Source organism: Novosphingobium sp. BL-S-34 (genome assembly GCF_056857015.1).
Genome location: NZ_CM166473.1, coordinates 870,236 through 894,050, shown reverse-complemented (window position 1 = coordinate 894,050; position 23,815 = coordinate 870,236). Strand labels below are relative to the sequence as shown.

The 23,815-nt window shown below is 64.7% G+C and carries 22 protein-coding genes; 14 read left to right on the top strand and 8 right to left on the bottom strand.

The window, feature by feature from the left end; all coding sequences use genetic code 11:
- Nucleotides 1-88: 88 nt before the first annotated feature.
- Nucleotides 89-985 (bottom strand): LysR family transcriptional regulator, encoded by an 897-nt coding sequence (locus AC1VV3_RS17915; protein ID WP_431567572.1) that lies wholly within the window; start codon nt 983-985, stop codon nt 89-91.
- A gap of 100 nt (nt 986-1,085) precedes the next feature.
- On the opposite strand from AC1VV3_RS17915, the gene AC1VV3_RS17910 reads away from it, so the two are divergent.
- Both AC1VV3_RS17910 and AC1VV3_RS17905 read left to right on the top strand, forming a co-directional pair.
- Nucleotides 1,086-1,886 carry an alpha/beta fold hydrolase gene (locus AC1VV3_RS17910; RefSeq protein ID WP_431567571.1) on the top strand — a complete coding sequence of 267 codons (801 nt, stop codon included), beginning with the start codon at nt 1,086-1,088 and terminating at the stop codon, nt 1,884-1,886.
- A 94-nt stretch (nt 1,887-1,980) separates the two neighbouring features.
- Nucleotides 1,981-3,255 carry an MFS transporter gene (locus AC1VV3_RS17905; RefSeq protein WP_431567570.1) on the top strand — a complete coding sequence of 425 codons (1,275 nt, stop codon included), beginning with the start codon at nt 1,981-1,983 and terminating at the stop codon, nt 3,253-3,255.
- A gap of 48 nt (nt 3,256-3,303) precedes the next feature.
- Here AC1VV3_RS17905 and AC1VV3_RS17900 read toward each other — a convergent pair whose 3' ends face one another.
- Entirely contained in the window at nt 3,304-4,422 is a 1,119-nt protein-coding gene (locus tag AC1VV3_RS17900) for an NADH:flavin oxidoreductase (RefSeq protein WP_314466412.1), read from the bottom strand.
- Between the two features lie 102 nt (nt 4,423-4,524).
- Between AC1VV3_RS17900 and AC1VV3_RS17895 the strand changes: the two genes are divergently transcribed.
- The gene (locus tag AC1VV3_RS17895) at nt 4,525-4,887 is read left to right on the top strand and encodes a winged helix-turn-helix transcriptional regulator (RefSeq protein WP_132265702.1); all 363 of its coding nucleotides are present in this window, start codon (nt 4,525-4,527) and stop codon (nt 4,885-4,887) included.
- 13 nt (nt 4,888-4,900) lie between these two features.
- Here the strand turns inward: AC1VV3_RS17895 and AC1VV3_RS17890 are convergent, their stop codons facing one another.
- Both AC1VV3_RS17890 and AC1VV3_RS17885 read right to left on the bottom strand, forming a co-directional pair.
- Nucleotides 4,901-5,323: a hypothetical protein gene (locus AC1VV3_RS17890; RefSeq protein ID WP_132265701.1), complete on the bottom strand. Its 423-nt coding sequence runs from the start codon at nt 5,321-5,323 to the stop codon at nt 4,901-4,903.
- Between the two features lie 217 nt (nt 5,324-5,540).
- Complete coding sequence (locus tag AC1VV3_RS17885) at nt 5,541-6,008, bottom strand: outer membrane protein (protein WP_132265699.1); 468 nt, start codon at nt 6,006-6,008, stop codon at nt 5,541-5,543.
- A gap of 401 nt (nt 6,009-6,409) precedes the next feature.
- On the opposite strand from AC1VV3_RS17885, the gene AC1VV3_RS17880 reads away from it, so the two are divergent.
- Entirely contained in the window at nt 6,410-8,674 is a 2,265-nt protein-coding gene (locus tag AC1VV3_RS17880; protein ID WP_431567568.1) for an NADP-dependent malic enzyme, read from the top strand.
- Nucleotides 8,675-8,960: 286 nt separating this feature from the next.
- Here the strand turns inward: AC1VV3_RS17880 and AC1VV3_RS17875 are convergent, their stop codons facing one another.
- A complete protein-coding gene (locus tag AC1VV3_RS17875) occupies nt 8,961-9,224 on the bottom strand; it encodes a hypothetical protein (protein WP_132265696.1) in 264 nt (87 codons plus the stop codon).
- Nucleotides 9,225-9,397: 173 nt separating this feature from the next.
- Nucleotides 9,398-10,012, bottom strand: a complete 615-nt coding sequence (locus tag AC1VV3_RS17870) for a TetR/AcrR family transcriptional regulator (protein WP_243654205.1) — start codon at nt 10,010-10,012, stop codon at nt 9,398-9,400.
- 104 nt (nt 10,013-10,116) lie between these two features.
- On the opposite strand from AC1VV3_RS17870, the gene AC1VV3_RS17865 reads away from it, so the two are divergent.
- The 5 genes from AC1VV3_RS17865 to AC1VV3_RS17845 all read left to right on the top strand — a co-directional run bounded on the left by AC1VV3_RS17865 (nt 10,117) and on the right by AC1VV3_RS17845 (nt 18,271).
- A complete protein-coding gene (locus AC1VV3_RS17865; RefSeq protein WP_465126986.1) occupies nt 10,117-11,346 on the top strand; it encodes an efflux RND transporter periplasmic adaptor subunit in 1,230 nt (409 codons plus the stop codon).
- 6 nt (nt 11,347-11,352) lie between these two features.
- A complete protein-coding gene (locus tag AC1VV3_RS17860; RefSeq protein ID WP_132265692.1) occupies nt 11,353-14,550 on the top strand; it encodes an efflux RND transporter permease subunit in 3,198 nt (1,065 codons plus the stop codon).
- Between the two features lie 2 nt (nt 14,551-14,552).
- Nucleotides 14,553-16,040, top strand: a complete 1,488-nt coding sequence (locus AC1VV3_RS17855; protein WP_465126985.1) for an efflux transporter outer membrane subunit — start codon at nt 14,553-14,555, stop codon at nt 16,038-16,040.
- Between the two features lie 131 nt (nt 16,041-16,171).
- The gene (locus AC1VV3_RS17850; RefSeq protein ID WP_465126984.1) at nt 16,172-17,080 is read left to right on the top strand and encodes a LysR family transcriptional regulator; all 909 of its coding nucleotides are present in this window, start codon (nt 16,172-16,174) and stop codon (nt 17,078-17,080) included.
- Nucleotides 17,081-17,221: 141 nt separating this feature from the next.
- Entirely contained in the window at nt 17,222-18,271 is a 1,050-nt protein-coding gene (locus AC1VV3_RS17845) for an NAD(P)-dependent alcohol dehydrogenase (RefSeq protein WP_134095520.1), read from the top strand.
- Between the two features lie 208 nt (nt 18,272-18,479).
- On the opposite strand, the gene AC1VV3_RS17840 is transcribed toward AC1VV3_RS17845, so the two are convergent.
- Nucleotides 18,480-20,717, bottom strand: coding sequence for a fused MFS/spermidine synthase (locus AC1VV3_RS17840; RefSeq protein WP_482963125.1), 2,238 nt, complete (start codon nt 20,715-20,717; stop codon nt 18,480-18,482).
- 128 nt (nt 20,718-20,845) lie between these two features.
- Between AC1VV3_RS17840 and AC1VV3_RS17835 the strand changes: the two genes are divergently transcribed.
- Nucleotides 20,846-21,181: a hypothetical protein gene (locus tag AC1VV3_RS17835; protein WP_482963124.1), complete on the top strand. Its 336-nt coding sequence runs from the start codon at nt 20,846-20,848 to the stop codon at nt 21,179-21,181.
- Between the two features lie 68 nt (nt 21,182-21,249).
- Nucleotides 21,250-21,381 carry a hypothetical protein gene (locus AC1VV3_RS17830; protein ID WP_482963123.1) on the top strand — a complete coding sequence of 44 codons (132 nt, stop codon included), beginning with the start codon at nt 21,250-21,252 and terminating at the stop codon, nt 21,379-21,381.
- Between the two features lie 16 nt (nt 21,382-21,397).
- On the opposite strand, the gene AC1VV3_RS17825 is transcribed toward AC1VV3_RS17830, so the two are convergent.
- Nucleotides 21,398-22,156, bottom strand: coding sequence for an SDR family oxidoreductase (locus AC1VV3_RS17825; RefSeq protein ID WP_482963122.1), 759 nt, complete (start codon nt 22,154-22,156; stop codon nt 21,398-21,400).
- Nucleotides 22,157-22,385: 229 nt separating this feature from the next.
- Here AC1VV3_RS17825 and AC1VV3_RS17820 point away from each other — a divergent pair, with 229 nt between their 5' ends.
- The 3 genes from AC1VV3_RS17820 (at nt 22,386) to gntA (ending at nt 23,811) form a co-directional block, all read left to right on the top strand.
- Nucleotides 22,386-22,895, top strand: coding sequence for a hemerythrin domain-containing protein (locus AC1VV3_RS17820; protein ID WP_482963121.1), 510 nt, complete (start codon nt 22,386-22,388; stop codon nt 22,893-22,895).
- The gene (locus tag AC1VV3_RS17815) at nt 22,892-23,068 is read left to right on the top strand and encodes a hypothetical protein (protein ID WP_482963120.1); all 177 of its coding nucleotides are present in this window, start codon (nt 22,892-22,894) and stop codon (nt 23,066-23,068) included. Before AC1VV3_RS17820 ends, AC1VV3_RS17815 begins: the two co-directional genes overlap by 4 nt.
- 62 nt (nt 23,069-23,130) lie before the next feature.
- Nucleotides 23,131-23,811 (top strand): guanitoxin biosynthesis heme-dependent pre-guanitoxin N-hydroxylase GntA, encoded by a 681-nt coding sequence (gene gntA / locus AC1VV3_RS17810; RefSeq protein ID WP_134095515.1) that lies wholly within the window; start codon nt 23,131-23,133, stop codon nt 23,809-23,811.
- Nucleotides 23,812-23,815 lie beyond the last annotated feature (4 nt).

Sequence of the window (23,815 nt, the reverse complement as noted above, 5' to 3'; positions counted from 1 at the left end):
CTAGTGGAATATGGTTAGCATCCTGTAAATGGGTAACTTGCCTGACCGCGGGTTTCCGCCGGGCGCCATTTCGGCCTGGCTCGGCCTCTCATCCGGGCTCCGCTTCCGAGGGGAAGCGCGCTTCCGCCACGAAGGCCGCGACGGTTGCCGCCTGCTCGTCGTTTCGCGTTGCCAGGGCCAGCGCGACTTTGGGGGCGTTGCCCGTAAGGTCGTGATAGGTCACGCCCCTGAACGAGGCGTCGCGCATGGATTCCGGCACAAGCGCCACACCCAGTTCGGCCGCGACGAGGGCCAGAACCGAAGCGACCTGCGGCGCCGACTGGCCCAGTATCGGTTCGAACCCGGCGCGGCGGCAGGCCTCCAGCGTGGCGTCGAACAAGGTGGGTCCGAGCGCGCGCGGGGTAAGGATGAAGGCGTCTTCGGCAAGCTGCTCCAGCCGGATCGGCTCGCCATGCGGCATTCGCGCCGAGGCGAGGGCGGCAATCAGGGGCTCGTCGGCCAGGTGAAAGAGGCGCAGCCCCTGCTTGTCCACGGCGTCGGGACGCAGGAAGGCTGCATCGAGCGAACCGTTCTTCAGGCCCTCCACCAGGCCGATGGAATTGTGCTCGGCCAGGCTCAGTTCGACGTCGGGGAAGCGGCGGCGATAGATGCGGATTGCCTGAGGAACGCGGGGATTGAACGCGGCCGAGCCGGTGAAACCCACCCGAATGCGGCCGGTTTCACCGGCGGCGGCGCGCTGGGCGGCAACGACGGCCTCTCCGACGAGACCGGGAATCTGACGCACACCGGCTTCGAAGGCCCGCCCGGCCTCGGTCAATTCCGCGCCTTGCGGGATGCGGTGGAAAAGGGGTGTGCCTACTTCGCGTTCCAGATCCTTGATCTGATGGCTGAGCGGCGGCTGTCCGATCCCCAGGCGCTGGGCGGCGCGCGTAAAGTGGCGTTCCTCAGCCACGGCCAGGAAATACCGGATGTGTCTGAGTTCCATCTGCCGCCTTCGCTTCATATCTAAAACATATTGAGATCGCCTTCATCATGAATTGGACAGATGGAGCGCACAAGCCCATTTCGGCCTCAGGAGATTTGAAATGGCTAGTTTGGCAACCGACACTGCAGAGTTCACGACCGAGGCGCATTCCGCGCCGGGGCAGACCGCATGGAACCGCGCCAGCGCCGACCATGTGCCGGCTCTGGAGCCCGTGGTGTTCCTGCCCGGCCTGCTCTGCGACCAGTCGCTCTGGCGCCGACAGGTCCATGCGCTGGCCGATGTCGCTGCGCCGATGATCGCCGATCTTACCCTCGACGACACGATCGGCGCCATGGCCGAGCGCACCCTGGCTGCCGCGCCGCGCCGCTTCTCGCTGGCGGGTCTCTCGATGGGCGGCTACGTCGCGCTGGAGATCATGCGCCGGGCGCCCGAGCGCGTTTCGCGCCTGGCTCTCATCAATTCCAGCGCTCGCGGCGATACGCCCGAACGCAGCCGGCAGCGCAAGGCCGGCATCGAGTCCCTGCGCCGCGGCAAGTTCGTGGGCATCACGCACCGCCTGCTGGGTGATCTGGTCCATGCGGACAACACCGTCGGCCCGGTTGCCGACGAGATGCGCGGCATGGCCTCGCGCGTCGGCGGTGATGCCTTCATTCGCCAGCAGCATGCGATCATGATGCGTCCGGATTCGCTGGACAGCCTGGGAGCCATCCGCGTTCCGACCATGATCGTGGTAGGCGAGGGGGACCGCATCACCCCGCCCGATCACGCCCGTGAGATCCATTCGCGGATCGAAGGCTCCAGCTTCCACATGATCGGCGCCTGCGGCCATATGGCGGCGCTCGAACATCCCGAGCAGGTGAACTTCCTGCTGCGGAACTGGCTCCAGCGCCAGGCAGCCTGAACGGGGGCAACCCGTTTTGAGCCGATAGGACGCGAAAAGCTCTCGGGCATTTTCGCAAATGCCGCTAACGAACTCTCCATGGGGGGAGTTCGCCATGTCCGCACCTGATCTTTCGCTGCTGGCGAAGCGGCGGTTCGCGCCGATGTTCGTCGTCCAGTTTCTGGGCGCCTTCAACGACAACCTGCTGAAATTCGCCATGCTGTTCCTGGCGAATTTCGTGATCTTCGCCGGTGAGGCCGACAAGGCGGGAATGCTGGCGGCCATCGCCAGCGGGGTGTTTATCGCGCCCTATTTCCTGTTCTCCGCCCTCGCCGGACAACTTGCCGACCGGATCGACAAGGCGCGACTTGTCCGCTGGATCAAGCTGGCCGAAATCGCGATCATGGCCGTGGGCCTGGGTGGGTTCTGGCTCCAGTCGATCCCCGTGCTGATGACGGCGCTGTTCCTGATGGGGCTTCATTCCACGCTCTTCGGACCGGTGAAATATTCGATCCTGCCGCAGCATCTTGCCGCGCACGAGATCATGGGTGGCACCGGCCTGATCGAGGCGGGAACATTCCTGGCGATCCTTGGCGGGCAGCTCGTGGCCGGCGTGATCCCGGCCTGGGAAGCGGGCCTGGCCGCCATGGGCATTGCATTTCTCGGCTACCTTTTCGCTCGCGCCATCCCGCCGGCGCCGCCGGTTCGCGGCGAGCATCCGGTCGACTGGAACCTCTGGCGCGGGACTATGGAGGTGCTGCGAACCGCGCGAAGCGGCCGGGCCGTCTGGCTCTCGGTCCTGGGCATAAGCTGGTTCTTCGCGGCAGGCGCCGTGCTCGTGTCGGAATTCGCGCCGCTGGTGAGTGGTACCCTGGCGGCCCGGCAGGAAGTGGCGACGGTGTTCCTGGTGATCTTTTCGGTGACGATCGCGCTGGGCTCGCTGGCGGTCAACAAGCTGCTGGGCGGCGAAGTCTCTGCGCGATATGTGCCGATCTCGGCATTGGGGCTGGCGATCGGCCTGATCGACCTCTGGCTCTCCACCAGCGGTTTCATCCCCGCCGCGCAGGAGGCTTCGTTCCGTCAGTTCCTGGCAAACCCCGGCGCGCCGCGCATCCTGGCAGACCTGGTGCTGGTGGCCTTCTCGGGCGGCATGTTCATCGTGCCGCTCTACGCGATCCTGCAAATGTACAGCGCCGCAGAGGAACGCTCCCGCATCATTGCCGCCAATAACATCGTCAATGCCGCGGTGACGGTCGGGGTCGTGCTGGCGATGACGGGGCTGCTGGCAGCGGGGCTCGACGTGCCGGAATTGATCGGCGTACTCGGTTTCGCCTCGCTGGCTGCCGCGCTGTTCGGGCTGCGCCTCGCGCGGGAGACGGCGACAGGGTGATGAGGAGCGCTGCGGGGACTAATCCCCGAAGCGCTCCCCGTCGCAGTGTCAGACGAGTTCGCCCAGAGTGGCGGCGTCGAAGCCCTTGAGCTTGCCGGATTCGCCCTTGCCGATCTTGCTGACCCAGTCCGGATCGGCAATCAGCGCGCGGCCGACCGCGATCAGGTCAAATTCGTCGCGCTCCATGCGCTCGACCAGATCGTCCAGCGCAGTGGAGGTTGAGCTTTCGCCGCCGAAGGCTGCCAGGAATTCGCCGGAAAGGCCGACCGAGCCGACGCTTATCGTGGCTGCACCCGTGAGCTTCTTGGCCCAGCCCGCGAAGTTCAGGCCCTTTTCGCCGTCGATTTCGGCGAATTCCGGCTCCCAGAAGCGGCGCTGCGAGCAGTGGAGCACGTCCACCCCGGCATCGACCAGCGGCTGCAGCCAATCGGCCATGAGATCGGGCGTCTCCGCCAGACGGGCGAGATAGTCCTGCTGCTTCCACTGGCTGAGGCGCAGGATGATGGGGTAGTCGGGCCCGACGGCCTCGCGCACGGCGGAGACGACCTCACCGGCAAAGCGCGATCGTTCGCGGATCGTGGCGCCGCCGTAGCGGTCCGCACGCTCGTTGGTGCCGGACCAGAAGAACTGGTCGATCAGGTAGCCGTGCGCGCCATGGATCTCGACCGTGTCGAAGCCGAGGCGCTTCGAAGCCGCTGCGGCGCGGGCGAAGGCGGAGACGGCATCGGCAATGTCTTCCTCGCTCATGGCCGAACCACGCGGCTGACCCGGCGCCAGCAACCCGGAAGGGCTCTCGACCGGCACGCCCGGATCCCAGCCATCCGGCCCCACCGTGGAGCCGGTGTGCCAGATCTGCGGGCCCATCTTGCCACCGGCGGCATGGACCGCGCCGATCACGCTTTTCCAACCCTCCAGTGCTTCTTCGCCGTGGAACAGCGGAATACCGGCCATGTTGCGAGAGGCGGGGCGGTCGATCACCGTGCCTTCCGAAAGGATCAGCCCCACGCCGCCTTCAGCGCGGCGCTGATAATAAGCCGCTTGCGGAGCACCGGGGATGCCCTCTGGCGCAAATCCGCGCGTCATCGGCGCCATGACGATCCGGTTCGGCAGGTCGAGCGAACGGATGCTGAAGGGGCGGAACAGGACTTCGGTATTGGATGCCGACATGCAGGCAGGTCTCCATTGAAACAGGAAGGCCCTTAGGTATAAACTGGAAACCTAGTGTCAATGAGGCACCTTTAATCGCCTAGGTATACTGGAGGATACCGCTTGCCCGAATGCCAGCATTTCGACATCGGCTGCCCGAGCCGGCAACTGTTCGACCAGATCGCGGACAAGTGGTCGATGATGGTGCTGACCGTGCTCGTTCCGGGGCCGATGCGTTTCAACGCCATCAAGCGGCACATGGAGGGCGTGACGCAGAAGGCGCTCACCCAGTGCCTGCGCAAACTGGAGCGCAACGGCCTGCTTTCCCGCCGGGTGATCCCGACTTCGCCGGTCGGCGTGGAGTACGAGATCACGGCCTTGGGCCAATCGCTCCATGCACCTTTCAAGGCGCTCTACCGGTGGACTCTCGACAATCTCGACGAAGTGGAAGAATCGCGGCGCGCTTTCGACCTGCGGGCCGCATAGGGCAGGGCGAGGCTCAAAGCTTGTAGGGGTTTCCGGGAAGCAGGCGGGCAGTCAGCGGTTCGTCGAGGTCCGGCACGCTCATCTCCACGCGGTCGCCGCTGATGGAGATGCTGGCGCATTCGCTGTCGCGGTTTTCCGGGCCGCCGACATCCTTTGCGCGGCGCTCGGAAACGCAAAGCAGTCCTTCGGGGCTGATCGCCCAGCGCTGCTGCATCACCCTGTGACCCTGGCCATGCTCGCGCATGCGGGCGATGCCGCCGGGCTTGAGGAAAATGACGTGCTCGCCCGGAAGCTGGGAATCGTCTTCTTCCAGCGTGTTGCCTGCAAGCCGCTCCACGGCGGCGCGCCCGGTGAGTGCTGCGGGGTCCTCGCCATCGGTCAAGGCGGGCAGGCTCGCGGCGGCGAGGATTGCAAATCCCAGTGCAATGTCCGTCATGTCCGTGTTCCTGTCTGGTGATCCGAAAATCCCACCCACCCCGATTTGATATAGAAACAGAAGCGGTTGCGGAATGGGGTTGGATGAAAATGACCGTCTTCGGCAGCCCGACACGGCCGTAACGCAAAAAAGGCGGCTCTCGCGAGCCGCCTTTTCCTCGTCCTCGTCCGGCCTTCCCGGTGGCTGGCCGTGATGCCGGCCGGACGAAGGCGTCAGATCAGAACTTCATGCCGACGCCGACCAGGCCGACATCCGCATCCGGCGTGTTGTCGCCGACGAGCAGGTGCTTGTATTCGACCTTGCCGTAGAACTTGTCGTTCAGGTCCTGCTGCAGGCCGCCGCCCACGCCGACGGCGCTGTTGCCGTACTTGGTGAACTTCGACTGCCAGGTCGAGGCGGCATAGAGCTTGGTCGAAGGCGTGACCTTCACACCGGCGCGGCCGCCGACGCCCCACGAGACGCGGGTGTTGTCGGTCAGCACCTTGTCGGCCGAACCTTCCACGCCCACGAAGAACTTTTCGCCGAGATCGTAGTCGTAACCGGCAGCGACGCCAGCTACTGCATCGCTGTCGCTACCGTCCCAGATCACGCCGGTGCGCGCTTCCACGCGGGCCTCGTTCGCGAAAGCGGGCGAGGCGGCAGCGACGGCGGCAACCGCGGCGAGCGAAACAAGTGCAATACGCATATTCAAACTCCAGTATCTTTCTTCCCCGGCCCTCTTCCGGGCAGCCACCGAGTGGAGGCCAGGGCCTTGCACCGAAGTGAACAAGTCATTCTGATGACAGTCAGAATTCCGGCCCGTCTCGCCTTTGCAGGGCTGGAGGAGCCAGGTTTCCTGCGGGCTTCGGCTTGTTCTGCGTGGCTCTGCGGGTGCCGCGAACGGTCAAAAATGCTCTGTGGATAAAATCGGCAAAACCGCGGGATAGCGAGTGGATGGGGCGGTAAAACCCCCGTGCACGCGGCACATCTTCGCGAGGACCGGGCCGCCGCGCCGTCCATTGTATAAGGATGCTTCTGGAAGGAGAGGAAAAGATGCTGGTCCGGAAGGCATAGGCAAGCGCGAATCCTTTGCCTATGAGGGCCGCCATGGACGACAATCTCCGCCGCGCCGCCCTCGACTACCACCTCCATCCGCAGCCGGGTAAGCTCCGTATCGAGCCGACCAAGCGCATGGTAAACCAGCGCGACCTGGCGCTGGCCTATTCGCCGGGGGTCGCCGCACCCTGCGTCGAGATCGCTGCCGATCCCGACAAGGCGATGGACTATACCGCGCGCGGCAATCTGGTGGCCGTGATCTCCAACGGCACCGCAGTGCTCGGCCTGGGCGCGATCGGTGCGCTGGCCTCGAAGCCGGTGATGGAGGGCAAGGCCGTCCTCTTCAAGAAATTCGCCGACATCGACGTGTTCGACCTGGAAGTGGACACCACCGATCCGGACAAGTTCGTCGAAGCGGTGGCTCTGCTGGAACCGACCTTCGGCGGTATCAACCTCGAAGACATCAAGGCTCCCGAATGCTTCGCCATCGAGGCGCGGCTCAAGGAACGCATGAACATCCCGGTGTTCCATGACGACCAGCACGGCACGGCCATCGTCGTCGCCGCCGCGGTCCGCAATGCGCTGGTGCTTCAGGGCAAGACCCTGGCTGAAGCCAAGCTGGTCACCTCGGGCGCGGGCGCGGCAGCGCTGGCCTGTGTCGACCTGCTGGTTTCGATGGGCCTCCAGATCGAGAACGTGACGCTGACCGACAAGGACGGCGTCATCCACTCGGGCCGCGAGGGCATGTTGCCGAACATGGCGCGTTACGCGCGCGAGACCAATGCGCGGTCGCTGCCGGAAGTTCTGCCCGGCGCGAACCTCTTCCTCGGCCTTTCGGCGCCGGGCGTGCTCAAGCCGGAATGGCTGCCGCTGATGGCGCCGAACCCGCTGATCTTCGCGCTCGCCAATCCCGAGCCCGAAATCCGCCCCGAAATCGCTCGCGAAGTTCGCCCGGATGCGATCATCGCCACCGGCCGCTCGGACTATCCGAACCAGGTCAACAACGTCCTGTGCTTCCCCTACATCTTCCGCGGCGCGCTGGACGTAGGCGCGACGGCGATCAACGAAGAAATGAAGGCGGCTGCGGCAGAGGCTATCGCCGCACTCGCCCGCTTGCCCGCGCATGACAGCGTTGCCCAGGCCTACGGCGGTCGCAAGCTGGTGTTCGGCCCCGAATATATCATCCCGACGCCCTTCGATCCGCGCCTGATCGGCGAGATCGCGGTAGCTGTTGCCCGGGCGGCCATGGCCAGCGGCGTCGCCCGCAAGACCGTCGACCTCGACGAATACAAGCGCAAGCTGACGCGCCAGAACACGCGTTCCGGACAGCTCATGCTTCCGGTGTTCCAGGCGGCGCGCGGCTCCGGCCGCCGCATCGTCTACGGCGAAGGCGAAGACGAGCGCGTGCTGCGCGCCATCCAGGACGTGCTCGACGAAGAAATCGCGCGTCCCACCATCGTCGCCCGCCGCCGCGTCCTGGAAGAAAAGCTGCCCGGCCTCGGTCTCGGCTTCCAGCTCGACCGCGACGTGGAAGTGATCGACCCCGAAACCGACCATGAGGTCATGGGCGAGCTCGTCGAGGCCTATCGCGCGGTGGCTTCGCGCAAGGGCGTGCCATCCGACGAGATCCCGCGCCATGTCTATCGGCGCCCGACACTGACCGCGGCGCTCCTGCTGCGCACCGGCCGGGTCGATGCGGCCCTGGTCGGTGGGCGCTCCGAATATTGGGGCCAGATCGAGCACGTCCTGCGCGTGATCGACCGCGAGCCGGGCAGCAGCCGCGTCTACGCACTTTCAGGTCTGATCCTGGATGCCGGCGCGCTGTTTATCACCGACACGCACATGGTGCCGGATCCCACACCGGAGCAGATCGCCGAAATGGCGCAGCTCGGTGCCACCCAGCTCAAGCACTTCGGCCTGCGTCCTCGCGTCGCGTTGCTCTCGCACTCCAATTTCGGCGCTTCGCATAGCCCGAGCGCGCGCAAGATGCGCGCCGCCCTGGACATCGTGAAGGCCGCAGCACCGGATCTGAAGATCGACGGTGAAATGCATGCCGATGCCGCGCTCAGCCAGGCCCTTCGCGATCGCCTGGTGCCGGATGCCCGGTTCGAGGGACCCGCGAACCTGTTGGTGATGCCAAACCTCGATGCGGCGAACATTACGCTGACGGCGCTCTCGGCTTCGTCCAGTTCGCCTACTGTCGGCCCGATGCTGATGGGCCTTTCCCAGCCCATCCACGTCCTGACGCCTGGCGTCACCGCGCGCGGCATCCTCAATCTCACGGCTATCGCAGCCGCTCAACTCGAGCAGGTCTGAACCCGATACCTGCGGATGCGGCGCCTGAAGGCGCTGTGTCCGCAGGAAACTGATCCCGATCGGAACCACTCGGCCGAAGTTCGATGACGTTCTGCACGATGATCGAAGAATCGGGTCTGAGGAGCACCTCGATTCTTGGCTCCTGCTGAGCCAGATGATTTGCGTAAGGCGCAACTAAGGGCGCTCAAGGCCTCGGCAAAGACTGCAACCTGAGTTGCATCTTTCACATCAGCCTTGGCTTATCACCTTCGCATCCGACGCCAAACGCGATCGAAGATCGCGTGCGTCAGTTGACCCGGTGACGGTGCTTGCCGCCGAACTTCTTTCCGCAGAATTGTTCGAGCTGGCGCATTTCCGTGGCGGCGGCCGTTGCCAGCGCACTGGCGCAGGGCAGGTGGCTCTCGGCATCGGCGATCCGCGCTTCGACCTTGTCGCGCAGCTCTTCGATATCGGCACGCGTGAGGACATTCTTTTCACGCAAATAGCAGATCAGGCTCTGCAACAGGATCATCGCCTTCTCGCCTGAGTCCACCTCGTTCTTCTCGATCATTATCGGCATCCTCCGCGCGACTTTTCTGGAGGGTCGCGTCTCGTTGGAGGATGATACGATTCGAACGGCCTGTCCAGTCATCATGACAGGTTTGCGCAATGATCGGTCTCGAAACCGACCATCTTGCGAAACAAACGCAATATCACTTGGCTGCCGGGAATAATGTCCGTCCCTCAATCGTTTAAGGCGGCCAGCTCTTTGCGGAGCACCGAAACGATGTGATCCCGCACCGGCGCATGCTTCTTGTCGGGCGACAGTTCCATCATCGCCATCATCCCCCACGAGAGCAGGAAGATGAGATCCACGACCAGCGACCGGCGCTCTCGCGACACGCCGGGCAAGAGGGATTCAAGCGCTTCGTCCAGCCGCAGCCGCACGCGGTCGTCGGTTTTCTGGTTTATGGCGGCAATGATGGGGTTACGACCGACTTCTGCCAGGAGTTCTGCCATCAAGCGGCGGTCTTCCAGGGTCGGCTCGTCCAGGCAGAAACGCTCGATCCAGGCGCGGATTGCCGCCGTATCGCGGGCTGCCACCGCGGCTTCCAGCTTGTCTTCCTCCAGCCAGGCGAGAAGGTTGATCTCGCAGATGGCAGCGATGATCGCCTCCTTGTTCTCGAAGTCCCGGTAGATCTGGCCGACCTTGATCCCGGAGGCCAGGGCGATCTGCGCCATGCCGGTGCGATGGAACCCTTGCTCCACAAAGAGCTTTCTGGCCGTGTCCAGAAGATGCTCGCGGCGGGCGACCGAACGCGCCGCTCGCGAGCGATCCATAATTGTGTCATCTTTCACTGCATCCTCCTCACCTTGCAATCGTTCTAGCGACCCAATACACATCGCGCGAATCAATGAGTGAACATTCACTCACGTTTTAACTCTCATTGCGGGCTTGCTCCATGAAAAAGATCACCCCGGCTCTTGCCTTGCTTCTGACCGCGTGCGGCGGCGGTGGAGAGCAGCCGGCTCCTGCCGGTCCCCCGGAGGTCGGAGTCGTGACTGTGAAGGAGGGCGCGGTGACGCTCAGCTCCGAGCTTCCGGGCCGTACCACGGCCTACGAATCCGCAGACGTCCGCCCGCAGGTCAACGGCCTGATCCTCCAGCGCCTGTTCCAGGAGGGCGACATGGTGCGCGCCGGTCAGCCGCTCTATCGCATCGATCCGGCGCCTTACGAGGCCCAGGCCGCCAGCGCGCGCGCCGCGCTCGTCCGTGCCCGTGCCAATATCGCCAACACTGCTGCGCTGGCCCGCCGCTACGGCGAACTGGTCAAGATCAACGCGATCTCGCGGCAGGAGGCGGAGAACGCATCCGCCAGTGCCGCGCAGGCGAGGGCGGACGTGGCCGCACAGGAAGCGGCGCTGCGTAGCGCTCAGATCGATCTCGGCCGCACGACCATTCGCGCACCGATCTCGGGCCGCATCGGCCGCTCCACTTTCACGACCGGAGCGCTCGTCACCGCCTCGCAGGCCGACGCGCTGACCACCATCCAGCGCCTCGATCCGATCTTCGTAGACATCCAGCAGTCCAGCGCCGACGTGCTGCGCCTGCGCCAGCAGTTGCTCTCGGGCGACCTTTCGCAGAGCGGCGGCGCCGCCCGCGTGCGCCTGAAGCTTGAAGACGGCAGCGACTATTCCGAAGAGGGCACGCTGAAGTTCACCGATGTGACGGTCGATCCCTCGACCGGCAGCCAGGTGGTGCGCGTGCAGTTCGGTAATGCGCGCGGCCTGCTGCTGCCCGGCATGTATGTCCGGGCCGAGCTGGTCGAAGGCACCCGGAGCAACGGCATCCTGGTCCCGCAATCGGCAGTCAGCCGCGATGAGAAGGGCAATCCGACGACGCTCGTGGTCGGCGCCGGCAACAAGCTGGAGATGCGCAAGCTCACCGCGCCGCGGACCGTCGGCAGCAGCTGGCTGGTGACGTCGGGCCTGAAGGCTGGCGACAAGGTGGTTCTCGACGGTGCGCAAATGCTGCGTCCCGGCGCCGCCGTGAAGCCGGTGGCCGCACAGGCCGCCAAGCCCGCAGGCGCGGCACCTGCCGCACAAGGCCAGGGTGCCGGTCAGCCGCAGGCCGGCCAAAATCAGGCCGGCGAAACTCAGACTGGCCAAAATCAGGCCGGACAGGGTCAGTAACCGATCATGGCACGCTACTTTATCGACCGACCCATCTTCGCATGGGTCATCGCCATCGTGCTGATGATGTTCGGCGCACTGGCCATCCGCAGCCTGCCGATCTCGCAGTTCCCGGAGATCGCGCCGCCCACCGTCACCATCAGCGCCACTTATCCCGGCGCCGACGCGGAAACGCTGGAACGCACGACCACCCAGATCATCGAGCAGCAGCTCAAGGGCATCGACCAGCTCCGCTACTTCTCGGCGCAGTCGTCCTCGGCCGGCAATGTCACCATCACCCTGACTTTCGAGCAGGGCACCGATCCCGACATCGCCCAGGTTCAAGTCCAGAACAAGCTGCAGGCGGCCACCGCACTGCTGCCGCAGGAAGTCCAGCGCCAGGGCGTCACCGTCGCCAAGTCGGCGGCGAGCTTCCTGCTGGTTGCGGCGATCTATTCGCAGGACGGCAGCCATAGCGCCAACGACCTGTCGGACTACATCGTCAGCCAGGTGCAGGATCCGGTCAGCCGCATCAACGGCGTTGGCGAACTGCAGATCTTCGGCACCCAATATGCCATGCGCATATGGGTCGATCCGCTGAAGCTGCGCAGCTACAACCTGACCATCGCCGATGTCAGCACGGCCGTTCAGGCGCAGAACGCGCAGGTTTCCGCCGGCCAGATCGGTCAGCTTCCCGCTTCGAAGGAGCAGGAACTCAACGCCACCGTTTCCGTCCAGTCCCGCCTTCAGACGCCCGAGCAGTTCGGCAACATCCGTCTTCGCCAGGGCCAGAACGGCTCGGTCGTGCGCCTGCGCGACGTCGCCCGGGTGGAACTCGGCGCCGAAATCTACGGCTTCGACACGCAATACAACGGCAAGCCCGCATCGGGCTTCGGCGTCAGGCTGGCATCGGGCGCCAACGCGCTCGACACCGTCGACCTGGTGAAGGCCGAAGTCGAACGCATCGCCAAGAACTTCCCGCAGGACGTGAAGGTCGTCTATCCTTACGACTCCACGCCGTTCGTTCGCCTCTCCGTCGAGCAGGTGGTCCACACCCTGTTCGAAGCCGTCGTGCTCGTTTTCCTCGTCATGTTCCTGTTCCTGCAGAACTGGCGCGCGACGATCATTCCCACGATCGCGGTTCCCGTGGTCCTGCTCGGCACCTTCGGGGTCATGCAGGCACTGGGCTACTCCATCAACACGCTCACCCTGTTCGGTATGGTGCTGGCGATCGGCCTGCTGGTCGATGACGCCATCGTCGTGGTCGAGAACGTCGAACGATTGATCCAGACGGAGCACCTGACACCGAAGGAAGCGGCGCGAAAATCGATGGACGAGATCAGCGGCGCGCTGATCGGCATCGGCATGGTGCTTTCGGCGGTGTTCCTGCCGATGGCCTTCTTCGGCGGCTCCACCGGCGTCATCTACCGCCAGTTCTCGATCACGATCGTTTCGTCGATGGCGCTTTCGGTCATGGTCGCACTGATCCTCACCCCCGCGCTCTGCGCCACCATCCTCAAGCCGCACGATCCCACGAAGAACGAGGGCAACGGACTGCTCTCGCGCTTCTTCCGCTGGTTCAACGACAAGTTCGACCGCGGCACGGAGAAGTACGAGAAGGGCGTGCGCTCTTCGGCACGCAGCTGGAAGCGTTCCGGTCTCGTCTACCTGCTGATCGTGGTCGCCATGGGCCTGATCTTCTGGCGCCTGCCGAGCGGCTTCCTTCCCGAGGAAGACCAGGGCACGATGTTCGCGCTGGTCCAGGCGCCTCCGGGTGCCACGCTGCCGCGTACCCAGCGCGGCCTGGACGTGGTGCGCGACCACTTCCTCAAGGATGAGAAGGCCAACGTCGAATCCGTCTTCACCATCAGCGGCTTCTCGTTCAACGGCCAGGGTCAGAACGCGGGCATGGCCTTCGTGAAGCTGAAGGACTGGAAAGACCGCAGCGGTGCCGACAACCGTGCTCCGGCCATCGTCGGCCGCGCCATGGGCGCCTTCTCCAAGTACCGGGATGCCATGATCTTCGCGCTGGTTCCGCCGGCGGTGCAGGAACTCGGCAATGCGACCGGCTTCGACATGTGGCTGGTCGACCAGAACAACATCGGCCATGACAAGCTGATCGCGGCGCGCAACCAGCTTCTGGGCCTTGCCGCTCAGGACAAGCGCGTGGCGCAGGTTCGCCCGGTCAGCCTCGACGACGCCCCGCAGCTCGACGTCAACATCGATCAGGACAGGGCGGGTGCGCTCGGCCTCGACCTGAGCGCGGTGAACAGCGAAATCTCGACCGCGTGGGGCGGCGCCTATGTGAACGACTTCCTCGACCGCGGCCGTACCAAGCGCGTCTACCTCCAGGCGGACGAGCAGTATCGCTCCTCGCCCGAGGCGATCGAGAACTTCTACGTTCGCAGCAGCGACGGCCAGATGGCACCCTTCGGTTCCTTCTCCAACCTGTCGTGGAAGACGGCTCCGGTCATCCTCACCCGCTATAACGGCCGGCCCGCCGTGCAGCTGCAGGGTGCACCGGGCGAGGGTGTCAGCACCGGCGCCGCGATGGAGGCCATCACCGAAATCCAGCAGAAGCTGCCCGCGGGCACTTCGCTGGAATGGACCGGACTGTCCTACGAGGAACGCCTGTCCGGCGGTCAGGCACCCTCGCTCTATGCGCTGTCGCTCTTCGTGGTCTTCCTCTGCCTCGCGGCGCTTTATGAAAGCTGGTCGGTTCCGATCGCAGTGCTTCTGGTGGTTCCGCTGGGCGTCATCGGTGCCGTTCTTGCCGCCAAACTTACCGGCCTCAACAACGACATCTACCTCCAGGTCGGCCTGATCACCACGATCGGCGTCTCCGCGAAGAACGCGATCCTCATCGTCGAATTCGCCGAGGAACGCGTGCAATCCGGCATGAATGCCTTCAGCGCAGCCATCGAGGCGGCAAGGCTTCGCCTTCGCCCGATCCTCATGACCTCGCTGGCCTTCGTGTTCGGCGTGCTGCCACTGGCGGTTTCGACAGGCGCAGGCGCAGGCGGTCAGAACGCCATCGGCCGTGCGGTCGTCGGCGGCATGCTTTCGGCCACGATCCTCGCGATCTTCCTGGTGCCGATGTTCTTCGTGGTCGTCAGCCGCCTGTTCAAGCACGGGCAGACCGACCGCCACGAGGAAACCGAGGCCCATGTCGAGACCGAAGCCGGTCCCCGCTCCTCCGACGGCACCGAGCCGCAGGGAATCTGAACATGAAAAAGTCCCTTATCGCCCTGATCGCCGGCACCACGATGCTGGCAGGGTGCAATCTGGCGCCGCGGTATGAGCGGCCCGTGGGTGCGGTTCCGGTGGCGCTGCCGCAAGGCGGTGTCTATCCGGTCGCCCCGACCGACGCCCTCGACGTGACCCGTATCGGGTGGCGCGATTTCTTCCTCGATGACCGGCTGCGGCAGGTCATCGAGACCGGGCTTGCCAACAACCGCGACTTGCGGATCGCGGCCGCCAACGTGCTCCAGGCCCGCGCGCAGTTGAAGGTCCAGCGTTCCTCGCTGTTCCCGACCGTGAATGCGGGCGGCACCGCGACGTATACCAACAATATCGCGGGCGCCGTCGGCGGCGGCACCGGCGCGGGTGTCGTCGGCGCTCAGGACGTGGAGATCTATTCGGCGACCGCCGGGATTTCCGCGTTCGAACTCGACCTCTTCGGCCGGATCCGCAACCTGAGCAAGGCCGCGCAGGAGCAATTCTTCGCCAGCGAGGAAGCGCAGCGGTCCACCCGCATCAGCCTGATCTCGGAAATCGCCACCGCCTGGCTGACCATGGCCTCGGACAATGAGCGGCTCCGCCTCTCGCGCGAGACGCTCAAGACTTTCGAGGAAACGCTTCGCCTGACCCGCGAGCAGTTCCGCATCGGTGTCGGGTCCGAACTCGAAGTGCGGCAGGCCGACACCAACTATCAGGGCGCGGTGAACGACATTGCCGCGCTGGAAGCCAGCGTGGCGCTCGACCAGAATGCGCTGAACCTTCTGGTGGGCACCACGGTGCCGCAGGAGCAGTTGCCGACAGGGCTCTCGTCGACCCCGGTGACGCGCGATGCGCTGCCGGCGGATATCTCGTCCGATGTCCTGCTGCGCCGCCCGGATGTGCTTCGGGCCGAGCATCTGCTCATCGCGGAAAACGCCAATATCGGCGCGGCCCGCGCGGCGTTCTTCCCGACGATCTCGCTCACCGGTACCATCGGCACGATCAGCACGGCGCTGTCGGGCCTCTTCAAGAGCGGCACTTTCACTTATACCGCCTCTCCGGGAGCGACCCTGCCGCTGTTCGACGGTGGCCAGCGGGCTGGCAACCTGGCTTATGCCAAGGCTTCGCAAGTGGCGGCCGTCGCCACTTACGAAAAGTCCATCCAGACCGCGTTCCGCGAAGTGGCGGACGCTCTGGCGCAGCGCGGCAAGATCGGCGACCAGGTCCGCGCCCAGTCGAGCCGCGCCGAATCCGCCCAGGTTGCCGCGCGCCTTTCCGACGCGCGCTTCAAGGCCGGGGTGGACTCGTTCCTGACCTCGCTCGACGCCCAGCGCACCGCCTACGCGGCGGAACAGCAGTTGGTCGGCACCCGCCTGACCCAGGCCAGCAACCTGGTGGAACTCTACCGCTCGCTGGGCGGCGGCCTCGCTGACGAACAGCAGGCGGCAGGACAACGATCGGGCGGAGCAGGGGCCTCCGCCACGCCGCAGAACTGAAACCCTGCAGGGGTCCGGCCGGTCTCGATGGCCTCGATACCGGCCGGACTGCCCTTGCGAGGCGAATTTCTCTCAACTTCCCTGCACGGCAGGGCTGGACATGGCGGCAGGCTCGACCAAGAACGGTCGGCATGAAATTCAGCCGTTCCGATCTCGCGGACTTCGCCTACTTCCTGGCGATTGCGCGTAACCGCAGTTTTCGCCGTGCCAGCCTGGAACTGGGCATCAGCGCCTCCGCGCTCAGCCATGCGCTTAAGGGCCTGGAGGATCGCCACGGCGTGCGTCTGCTCAACCGCACCAACCGCAGTGTAACCCTCACGGCCGCGGGCGAAGCCTTTCGCGATGCGATTTCCGACCATTTCGATGCCATCGACAATGCCGCCGAAGTCCTCAACCGCTTCAGGGACGCACCGGCCGGGCGCATCCGTCTCAATGTGCCCGAAGATGCGGCCGAACTCCTGTTGGCGCCGGTCCTGCCCACGTTCATCGACCGTTATCCCGACATCGAGATCGACCTTTCGATAGACAACCGCATGGTCGACGTCATCGAACAGGGTTTCGACGCGGGCATCCGCTATGGCGGCACCGTGCCCGAGGACATGATCGTCCAGAGGCTGTCCCCCACCATGCGCTGGGTCGTGGCAGGATCGCCGGCCTATTTCGAGCGTTTCGGCGTGCCGGAAGTGCCGCAGGACCTGGAACGTCACCGCTGCATGAGGATCAGGCTCGGCAACGACCGCATCTACAACTGGGAGTTCGAACGCGGCGAAGAGGCCTACGTCATTGCCGCGCCCGGTCCGGTGACGATCGGCAATTCGCGGATCGGCATGCAGATGGCGCTCAGCGGCGCGGCGCTCGTCTATTCGGCGGAACCGTCGATCGCCGCCGAGGTGGCTGCCGGCCGTCTTCGGGTCGTTCTGGAGGAATGGGGCTCGATGGGCGAGGCCTTCCACATCTACTATTCCAGTCGGCGGCAGGTGCCTTCGGGACTTCGCCTGCTGATCGACCTGATCCGGGAGATACGCCCGATGGGGCTCTAGGGCGTCCCGAGGCGATCAAGCTGAATTTCATTCATCGCTGCGTTCGACGCGCGCGGGGATGATATGCATTCGTTTGCGCACTAATTGGGAGCTGGTGGCGGACCGTCACCACATTCTCTCAGCATCAAGGATTCAGCAACGATGACGAAAGCTTTCGGAGCCGTCACCGAAAAGACGCCGCTCGTGGCGCTCGATATCGAGCGCCGCGCGCCTGGCGCGCACGACGTCGCAATCGACATCGCCTATTGCGGCGTTTGCCATTCCGACCTTCACCAGGCCCGCGGCGAGTGGGCAGGGACCCTCTATCCCTGCGTACCGGGCCACGAGATCGTCGGCACGGTCAGCGCCGTCGGCAGCGAAGTCTCTGCCTTCGCCGTCGGCGACACGGTCGGCGTCGGCTGCATGGTCGACAGCTGCCAGCATTGCTCGGCGTGCGACGAAGGCCTGGAGCAATATTGCGACAATGGCTTCGTCGGCACTTACAACGGCCAGACTGCGGATGCGCCGGGTCACACGCTTGGCGGTTACTCGCAGAACATCGTGGTCAGCGACAAGTTCGTCCTGAAGATCAACCATCCGGCCGAACAGCTCGCCGCCGTGGCGCCGCTGCTCTGCGCCGGCATCACCACCTGGTCGCCGCTGCGTCACTGGAATGCCGGACCGGGCAAGAAGGTCGGCATCGTCGGCATCGGCGGCCTTGGCCACATGGGCGTCAAGCTCGCCCATGCTCTCGGCGCGCATGTGGTTGCCTTCACGACTTCGGAAAGCAAGCGCGACGCGGCGCTGGAGCTGGGCGCCGATGAGGTCGTCGTCTCGCGCAATCCCGACGAGATGGCAGCCCATGCCAACAGCTTCGATCTGATCCTGAACACGGTCGCCGCCAGCCACGATCTCGATGCCTTCACGGCCTTGCTGAAGCGCGACGGCACGATGACCCTGGTGGGCGTTCCCGAGCATCCGCATCCGTCGCCGAACGTCGGCGCGCTGATCTTCCGCCGCCGCACCATCGCCGGTTCGCTGATCGGCGGTATCGCCGAGACGCAGGAGATGCTCGACTTCTGCGCGGAAAAGGGTGTGGTTTCCGATATCGAGATGATCGACATCAAGGATATCAACGAGGCCTACGACCGCATGCAGCGCAGCGACGTGAAGTACCGCTTCGTGATCGACAACGCGACGCTGGCGAACTGACGTTTGCCGAATGGCCCTGGAGCTTCGGCTTCAGGGCCATTCCGTAGCGCCCACATGAGAGCCGCACGGGAGGGGCCTCGAAAGCGCCGTGAAAACCGTGCGTTAGTCACTCCCATAGTTTAACATAATCTATATTATCGATCCTGTATAAGGAGCTTCGAGCTTGGCGCTTTTCGCCGCCCTGTCTCGGATCTACGGGACGGCCCCTTCATGGTTGACCGGTCATCCGGTCCCATCGAACGAATGGCAGGATCGAGGCGTGATCGTCGGTCCAGGATCGAGCCGCCCGCTCGTCGAGCGGCGCCCAGGGCGCGTCGGCGCTCATCCGGTCCAGAGCCTTCAGCACGCCCCCATCCCGAGACAGCGCGATCCAGCGTGACGGTGTGTAGTGATCCGTGTCCGTGGGATGGTCCAGGCGCGACATCGCCGCCATTCCGCTGACTTCCGCATTGGTGCCCACCACGGGCGCCAGATTGATGTAGCGGTTGGAGATATGGAGCAGAAGCAGGCCGCGCGGCGTCAGTGCCCGCGCATAGACTTGCAGCGCTTCCGTCGTGAGCAGATGGACCGGAATGGCATCGCTCGAAAAGGCATCGATCACCAGCACGTCGAAAGCGCGGGCCGGCATATGCGACAGTTCCAGACGCGCATCGCCGAGGACGACCTTGGCCTGAGGCGTGCAGTCGCGCAGGAACGTGAACCGGCCCTCGGTCGAGAAGCGCAGGATCACCGGGTCGATCTCGAAGAAAGTCCAGTGCTGCCCCGACGCCGCGCGGCAGGCCAGCGAACCGGTGCCCAGCCCGACGACACCCACGCGGGCGCCCGGTCCTTCGAGGTGCGGTGCCGCGGCCAGCGCCAGGGCCACGCCCGAAGTCGGGCCGTAATAGGTCAAGGCATCCCGCGCGCGGCCGGGCTCCAGCGATTGCTCGCCGTGGAGTGTCGTGCCGTGCGCCAGCGTGCGCAAGGTGCCGTCGGCCGTGTCGCGCACGGTATAGATGCCGAAATAGCTGCGGGTACGCTCACCGCCCAGCGTCGCACGGATCGTCCAGATGCCGCCCTGCGCGACCATCGCCACGGCCAGGACGGCTACGAAAGCCCAGCGCCAGGCCATGACCATGACGCCGGTGCCCACCAGGAAAACCGTGAGCAGGACCGCCGCCAGGCCTTCTTCCGGGCGCAGGGCAAATTGATCGAGCTGCCAGCCCAGAAACGCCGCGAACGCCAGCAGGAGCACAAGCGCCACGCCGGCCATGCCCGGCTCGATCCCCTCGCCGCTACGCCAGCGCAGCAGCGGTTCGAGCGGCATGAGCATAGCCGCGGCCAGAACCAGCAGCGGATGCTCCCATGCCCAATCGAAAACGAGCGGTGCGACCAGGGCCGTGAACAGCCCCCCCAACGCTCCCCCCGCTGACATCACGAGATAGAAGCGGGTCAATTGCGCCGGTCCCGGCCGGAGGTCGTAGAGCCGCTTGTGAAGGGAAACGGCGATGCAGAACAGCATGAGACAGGCCCCGCCCGCGATCCACAGCGTGCCGGAACCATTGGACAACATGGCATAACTGCCCGCGAAAAGGACCACGACAGGCGCTATCCGGGAAATCGCCAGCGCCGGCCCGCGCCGATCAGCGAAGGCCACCACGAAACTCAGGAGGTAGAGACCAAGCGGAATGACCCAGAGCAGCGGCATGGCGAAGATGTCGGTGGTCAGATGCGTCGTCGTCGAGAGCATGAGGCCGGAGGGAACCGCCGCCAGCGCCAGCCATCGCACCGTGGTCCGGCCGTCGATCCGGGGCGCGGGTTCCTGGACCTCTTGCGCTAGAGAGATAGGCGGCAGCCCTCTCCGGCTCGCCGCGGCGACCCCGACGAGCAGTACGAGCACGCCGAAGCCGAGCGACCAGGCAAGGCTCTGGCTGCGCAGCGTCAACATCGGCTCGGCCACGAGCGGGTAGGCCAGCAGTCCGGCGAAGCTGCCGAGATTGGAGGCCGCGTAAAGCGCCCAGGGCGCTCCCGCCGCCGGGTCTGCAGCGAACCAGCGCTGCATCAGCGGGGCTTGCGCGGAGACGGCGAAGAACACCGGGCCGATGCTCAGGCCCATGAGTACCGGCACCCAGAGGGCTTCGGGCAGACCCCTGGGCTGGGCGAGATCCACCAGTCCGACCGGCAAAGTCAGGCCTGCCAGGACCAGCACGCCGAGATGGACGAATGCCTGCTTCGGCAAGGACAACCTGCCGAGCAGATGGGCGTAGGCGTAGCCTGCAAGCACCAGGGCCTGGTAGACCAGCATCGCGCTGTTCCAGACGTTGGGTGCGCCGCCGAGACGCGGCAAGGCCATCCGCGCGACCATCGGCTGCACCAGAAACAGCAGGAAGCTGCCTGTCAGAATGGTCGCGACGAACAGTCCGCGCGCGGCACGGCTGTTACCCCGGCCCTTCGTTTCAGCTTTCACCTGTCGTCCTTGCTCTCGTCCAGGATGCGCGCTCTATCCCACGCCGGAGAAACGATAAAGCCGCAACGATAAATCCCTCGGGCCGCTGCTCGGGGAAACCCTGCCCTCTTCTGCGGGTTTGGACGGGAATGAGCGAAGGAGGGCAATATCCCGAGACACCGGACGGTCGCTACTTCGTGGTGCGCGGGCGGTTGTGGCGCAAGTCCGACCCCTCGCTGACAGAGGAGCACCGCAGCGCCCTGGTGAAGGAGCTGATGCGCGCGCGGCGCGCCGTGGGAACAGCCATGCGCACCGGTGATGCCGCCGGGGAAGCCGCCGCGCGGCAGGAGGTCGATCATGCTAAACGCGCCCTGGGCGAGCGAGGTCCGGTATGGTGGAAGGACGGCGAGCCGGACCTCAATCGACATCTGGTCCCGAACACGCCTTATGCCGAATGGTTCGCAGGCTTGCCTGCGAAGTCATGACGGAAGCCGATCACAGATAACGGCTTTTCGCGATCCTTCCTGAAGCCCAGGCGCGCTAGTCTGGCGACATGACAAAGCTTGAACAAGACCTCGCCCTGCCCCTCCGCCAATGGGTCGGCCCCGTCCAACTCGGCCTCGGTGCCGCCATATCCTGCGCAGGAATTGCCCTCGCGCTGGGCCACCTTGCGGTGTCGCTGTAACGGAAGGCGCGCGCGGTCATTCCTGCGCCTGAGCGCGGGGCGCGATGGTGAGCTGTTGCACCACCGCACGGCGCGGCTGCGTCAACAGGTAGTGAACGCCCACAGCGATGTCCTCTGCGCGCAGCATGGTTTCCTCGGCGATCATCTCGCGCTGCTTTTCCGCCGGGATGTCGGGGTACTGGAAATCGGCGCCGGTCTTGCCGGGCTCGACCAGTGCGACCTTGATCCCCTGCGGTCCGAGTTCGCGGCGAAGCGCCTCCGAAAAGCCGGCGATCCCGGCCTTCATTCCGGCATAGACAGTCGAGCCGGGGCCGAGCACATGGGCTGACATGGAGCCGATGAGGACGATGTCGCCCTGGTCCACCAGCGCTTCCTGCGCGGCTTTGGCGCTCAGGATATAGGCCGTGAAGTCCACGGCCACGGCATAGCGGATTTCGTCCGAGGTCATGTCCGAGAGGGCGCGGGCGGGCACGGCGGCATTCACCACCACGATGTCTGGCTGCCCCAGACTGGCGCGCGCCTCTGCGAAGAAGGTGTCCAGCTGTTCGGGATCTGCAAGGTCCAGAGCAACGCCCTCGCCGTTCCCCACTTCCCGGATCCGCTCCAGGGCATCGGCAAGGTGTTCCGGCGAGCGACCGCATATGAACACGTCCACGCCCTCGCTGGCCAGTAGCACGGCGATGGCGCGGCCGATGCCGGTCGTTCCCCCGGTGATGATCGCCTTGCGACCCTTGAGGCTGGGCGTTTCGGTGTGAGCGTCGGCCTGGTTCTTCATGGAGCGGTGCGTCCTTGCTGGAAGTGCGGGCTAAGCCGCTCAGCCAGGACAAGTCGCGAGCCCGCGTACTCGTTCCGCTTCAAGCGCACCAATACGGGAAATAACGGTTCATCGCACTATTCCGGTCTCTTGCAGCAAGCCCAGACAATCGAAGAAACATAGATCAATAGAGCGGGAACGCGTGGAACATCTGCGAGCTTAACAGGGCAAATCCGACAAGGAAGACGCCATGACCGAATCCTTCACCGACGCCATTGCCCTCCTCAAGGCCGATCATCGCAAGGTCGAAACACTGTTCGATACCTTCACCGCTGCGAAGTCTTCGTCGCAAAAGAAGAAGATCGCGCATCAGGTCTGTATCGAGCTGAAGATCCACACCCTGATCGAAGAGGAAATCTTCTATCCGGCATTCCGCGGCAAGATCGAGAATGACACGCTGGACGAGGCCTATGTCGAGCACGATGGCGCAAAAGTCCTGATCAACGATATCGAAGCGGCCTCTCCCGAGGACGATTTCTTCGTGGCAAAGGTCAAAGTGCTGTCCGAAGAGATCAAGCACCATGTTCACGAGGAAGAGATGCCCGCCGAAGGCATGTTCGCGCAATGCCGAAAGGCCGGTGTCGATCTTGTCGACTTGCGAGACCGCATGATGGCCCGCAAGCAGGAACTGATCGCCCAGGCCAGGGCCGACGGCCTTCCCCCGGCACGGCCGACCGCTCTCAATCTGCTGGCGGCATGATGAGGGACCGCGACAAGCCCAGCCAGCGCCGCCTGCAACGCGCAGGGATCACCGTTGTCGTGATCCTGCTGGCCATGATCGTGCTGATCTTCGTCGGCCGCAACATCTGGCACGCGGAGCGCCTCGATCAGGAAGAACGTACCGGTGTTCAGGAACGCAAGGGCCTGAACTGAAACGCAAGATAATCGAAGCATCGGTTCACTGCCACCGAAGCCGAAGCTGGAGAGGAAGCAGCGTGTTTTCCGAAGAAGATCGTTCGCTCTGGGAAGAACGTTTCAGGGCATTCATCGAGTCCAGGGCGTTCCCCTGCGTTGGCGCGAAATCGGCGCTCTCGCGCGGTACTCTGGCGATTGCCGTGTGCCATTCGATCGAGAGTTCGTGGGACGATCTCGTCATCTATGAAAAGCTGCTGGACTGGTCAGCAAGCTATCAGGAGGACCCGTCGCTGTTCCGCAGTCTGGCCGTGATCTTCGCGGATGACGGCCCGTTGAGCGAAGATCGGTTCGAACATGCCTTGTGGAACCGCGTCCAGTCCCTCACGGACAAGGATGCCTGGCTGGGTCTGCCTTACGATCGCCGCGTCAGCAGCGATCCGGACGACCCGCATTTCTCGCTGAGCTTTGGCGGCGAGGCGTTCTTCGTCGTCGGCATGCACCCGCAGGCCAGTCGCCCTGCCCGTCGTTTCGAGCGGCCGGTCATGGTATTCAATCTCCATGACCAATTCGAGCAGCTTCGCGCGCAGGGAAGCTATGAAAAGATACGCGAAACGATCCTGGAGCGCGATGTGAAGATGGCCGGTTCGATCAATCCCATGCTCGCGCGCCACGGTGAGGTGAGCGAGGCGGCGCAATATAGCGGCCGCCTGGTCGGCCCGGAATGGCAGTGCCCTTTCCAGAACCCGCGCTCCGCACGGTGAGCGA

Excerpts from the sequence above, each read along its gene's own strand:
- AC1VV3_RS17915 (WP_431567572.1), bottom strand. The coding sequence starts at position 985 with ATGGAACTCAGACACATCCGGTATTTCCTGGCCGTGGCTGAGGAACGC.
- AC1VV3_RS17910 (WP_431567571.1), top strand. The coding sequence starts at position 1,086 with ATGGCTAGTTTGGCAACCGACACTGCAGAGTTCACGACCGAGGCGCAT.
- AC1VV3_RS17905 (WP_431567570.1), top strand. The coding sequence starts at position 1,981 with ATGTCCGCACCTGATCTTTCGCTGCTGGCGAAGCGGCGGTTCGCGCCG.
- AC1VV3_RS17900 (WP_314466412.1), bottom strand. The coding sequence starts at position 4,422 with ATGTCGGCATCCAATACCGAAGTCCTGTTCCGCCCCTTCAGCATCCGT.
- AC1VV3_RS17890 (WP_132265701.1), bottom strand. The coding sequence starts at position 5,323 with ATGACGGACATTGCACTGGGATTTGCAATCCTCGCCGCCGCGAGCCTG.
- AC1VV3_RS17885 (WP_132265699.1), bottom strand. The coding sequence starts at position 6,008 with ATGCGTATTGCACTTGTTTCGCTCGCCGCGGTTGCCGCCGTCGCTGCC.
- AC1VV3_RS17880 (WP_431567568.1), top strand. The coding sequence starts at position 6,410 with ATGGACGACAATCTCCGCCGCGCCGCCCTCGACTACCACCTCCATCCG.
- AC1VV3_RS17875 (WP_132265696.1), bottom strand. The coding sequence starts at position 9,224 with ATGATCGAGAAGAACGAGGTGGACTCAGGCGAGAAGGCGATGATCCTG.
- AC1VV3_RS17865 (WP_465126986.1), top strand. The coding sequence starts at position 10,117 with ATGAAAAAGATCACCCCGGCTCTTGCCTTGCTTCTGACCGCGTGCGGC.
- AC1VV3_RS17860 (WP_132265692.1), top strand. The coding sequence starts at position 11,353 with ATGGCACGCTACTTTATCGACCGACCCATCTTCGCATGGGTCATCGCC.
- AC1VV3_RS17855 (WP_465126985.1), top strand. The coding sequence starts at position 14,553 with ATGAAAAAGTCCCTTATCGCCCTGATCGCCGGCACCACGATGCTGGCA.
- AC1VV3_RS17850 (WP_465126984.1), top strand. The coding sequence starts at position 16,172 with ATGAAATTCAGCCGTTCCGATCTCGCGGACTTCGCCTACTTCCTGGCG.
- AC1VV3_RS17845 (WP_134095520.1), top strand. The coding sequence starts at position 17,222 with ATGACGAAAGCTTTCGGAGCCGTCACCGAAAAGACGCCGCTCGTGGCG.
- AC1VV3_RS17835 (WP_482963124.1), top strand. The coding sequence starts at position 20,846 with ATGAGCGAAGGAGGGCAATATCCCGAGACACCGGACGGTCGCTACTTC.
- AC1VV3_RS17830 (WP_482963123.1), top strand. The coding sequence starts at position 21,250 with ATGACAAAGCTTGAACAAGACCTCGCCCTGCCCCTCCGCCAATGGGTC.
- AC1VV3_RS17825 (WP_482963122.1), bottom strand. The coding sequence starts at position 22,156 with ATGAAGAACCAGGCCGACGCTCACACCGAAACGCCCAGCCTCAAGGGT.
- AC1VV3_RS17820 (WP_482963121.1), top strand. The coding sequence starts at position 22,386 with ATGACCGAATCCTTCACCGACGCCATTGCCCTCCTCAAGGCCGATCAT.
- AC1VV3_RS17815 (WP_482963120.1), top strand. The coding sequence starts at position 22,892 with ATGATGAGGGACCGCGACAAGCCCAGCCAGCGCCGCCTGCAACGCGCA.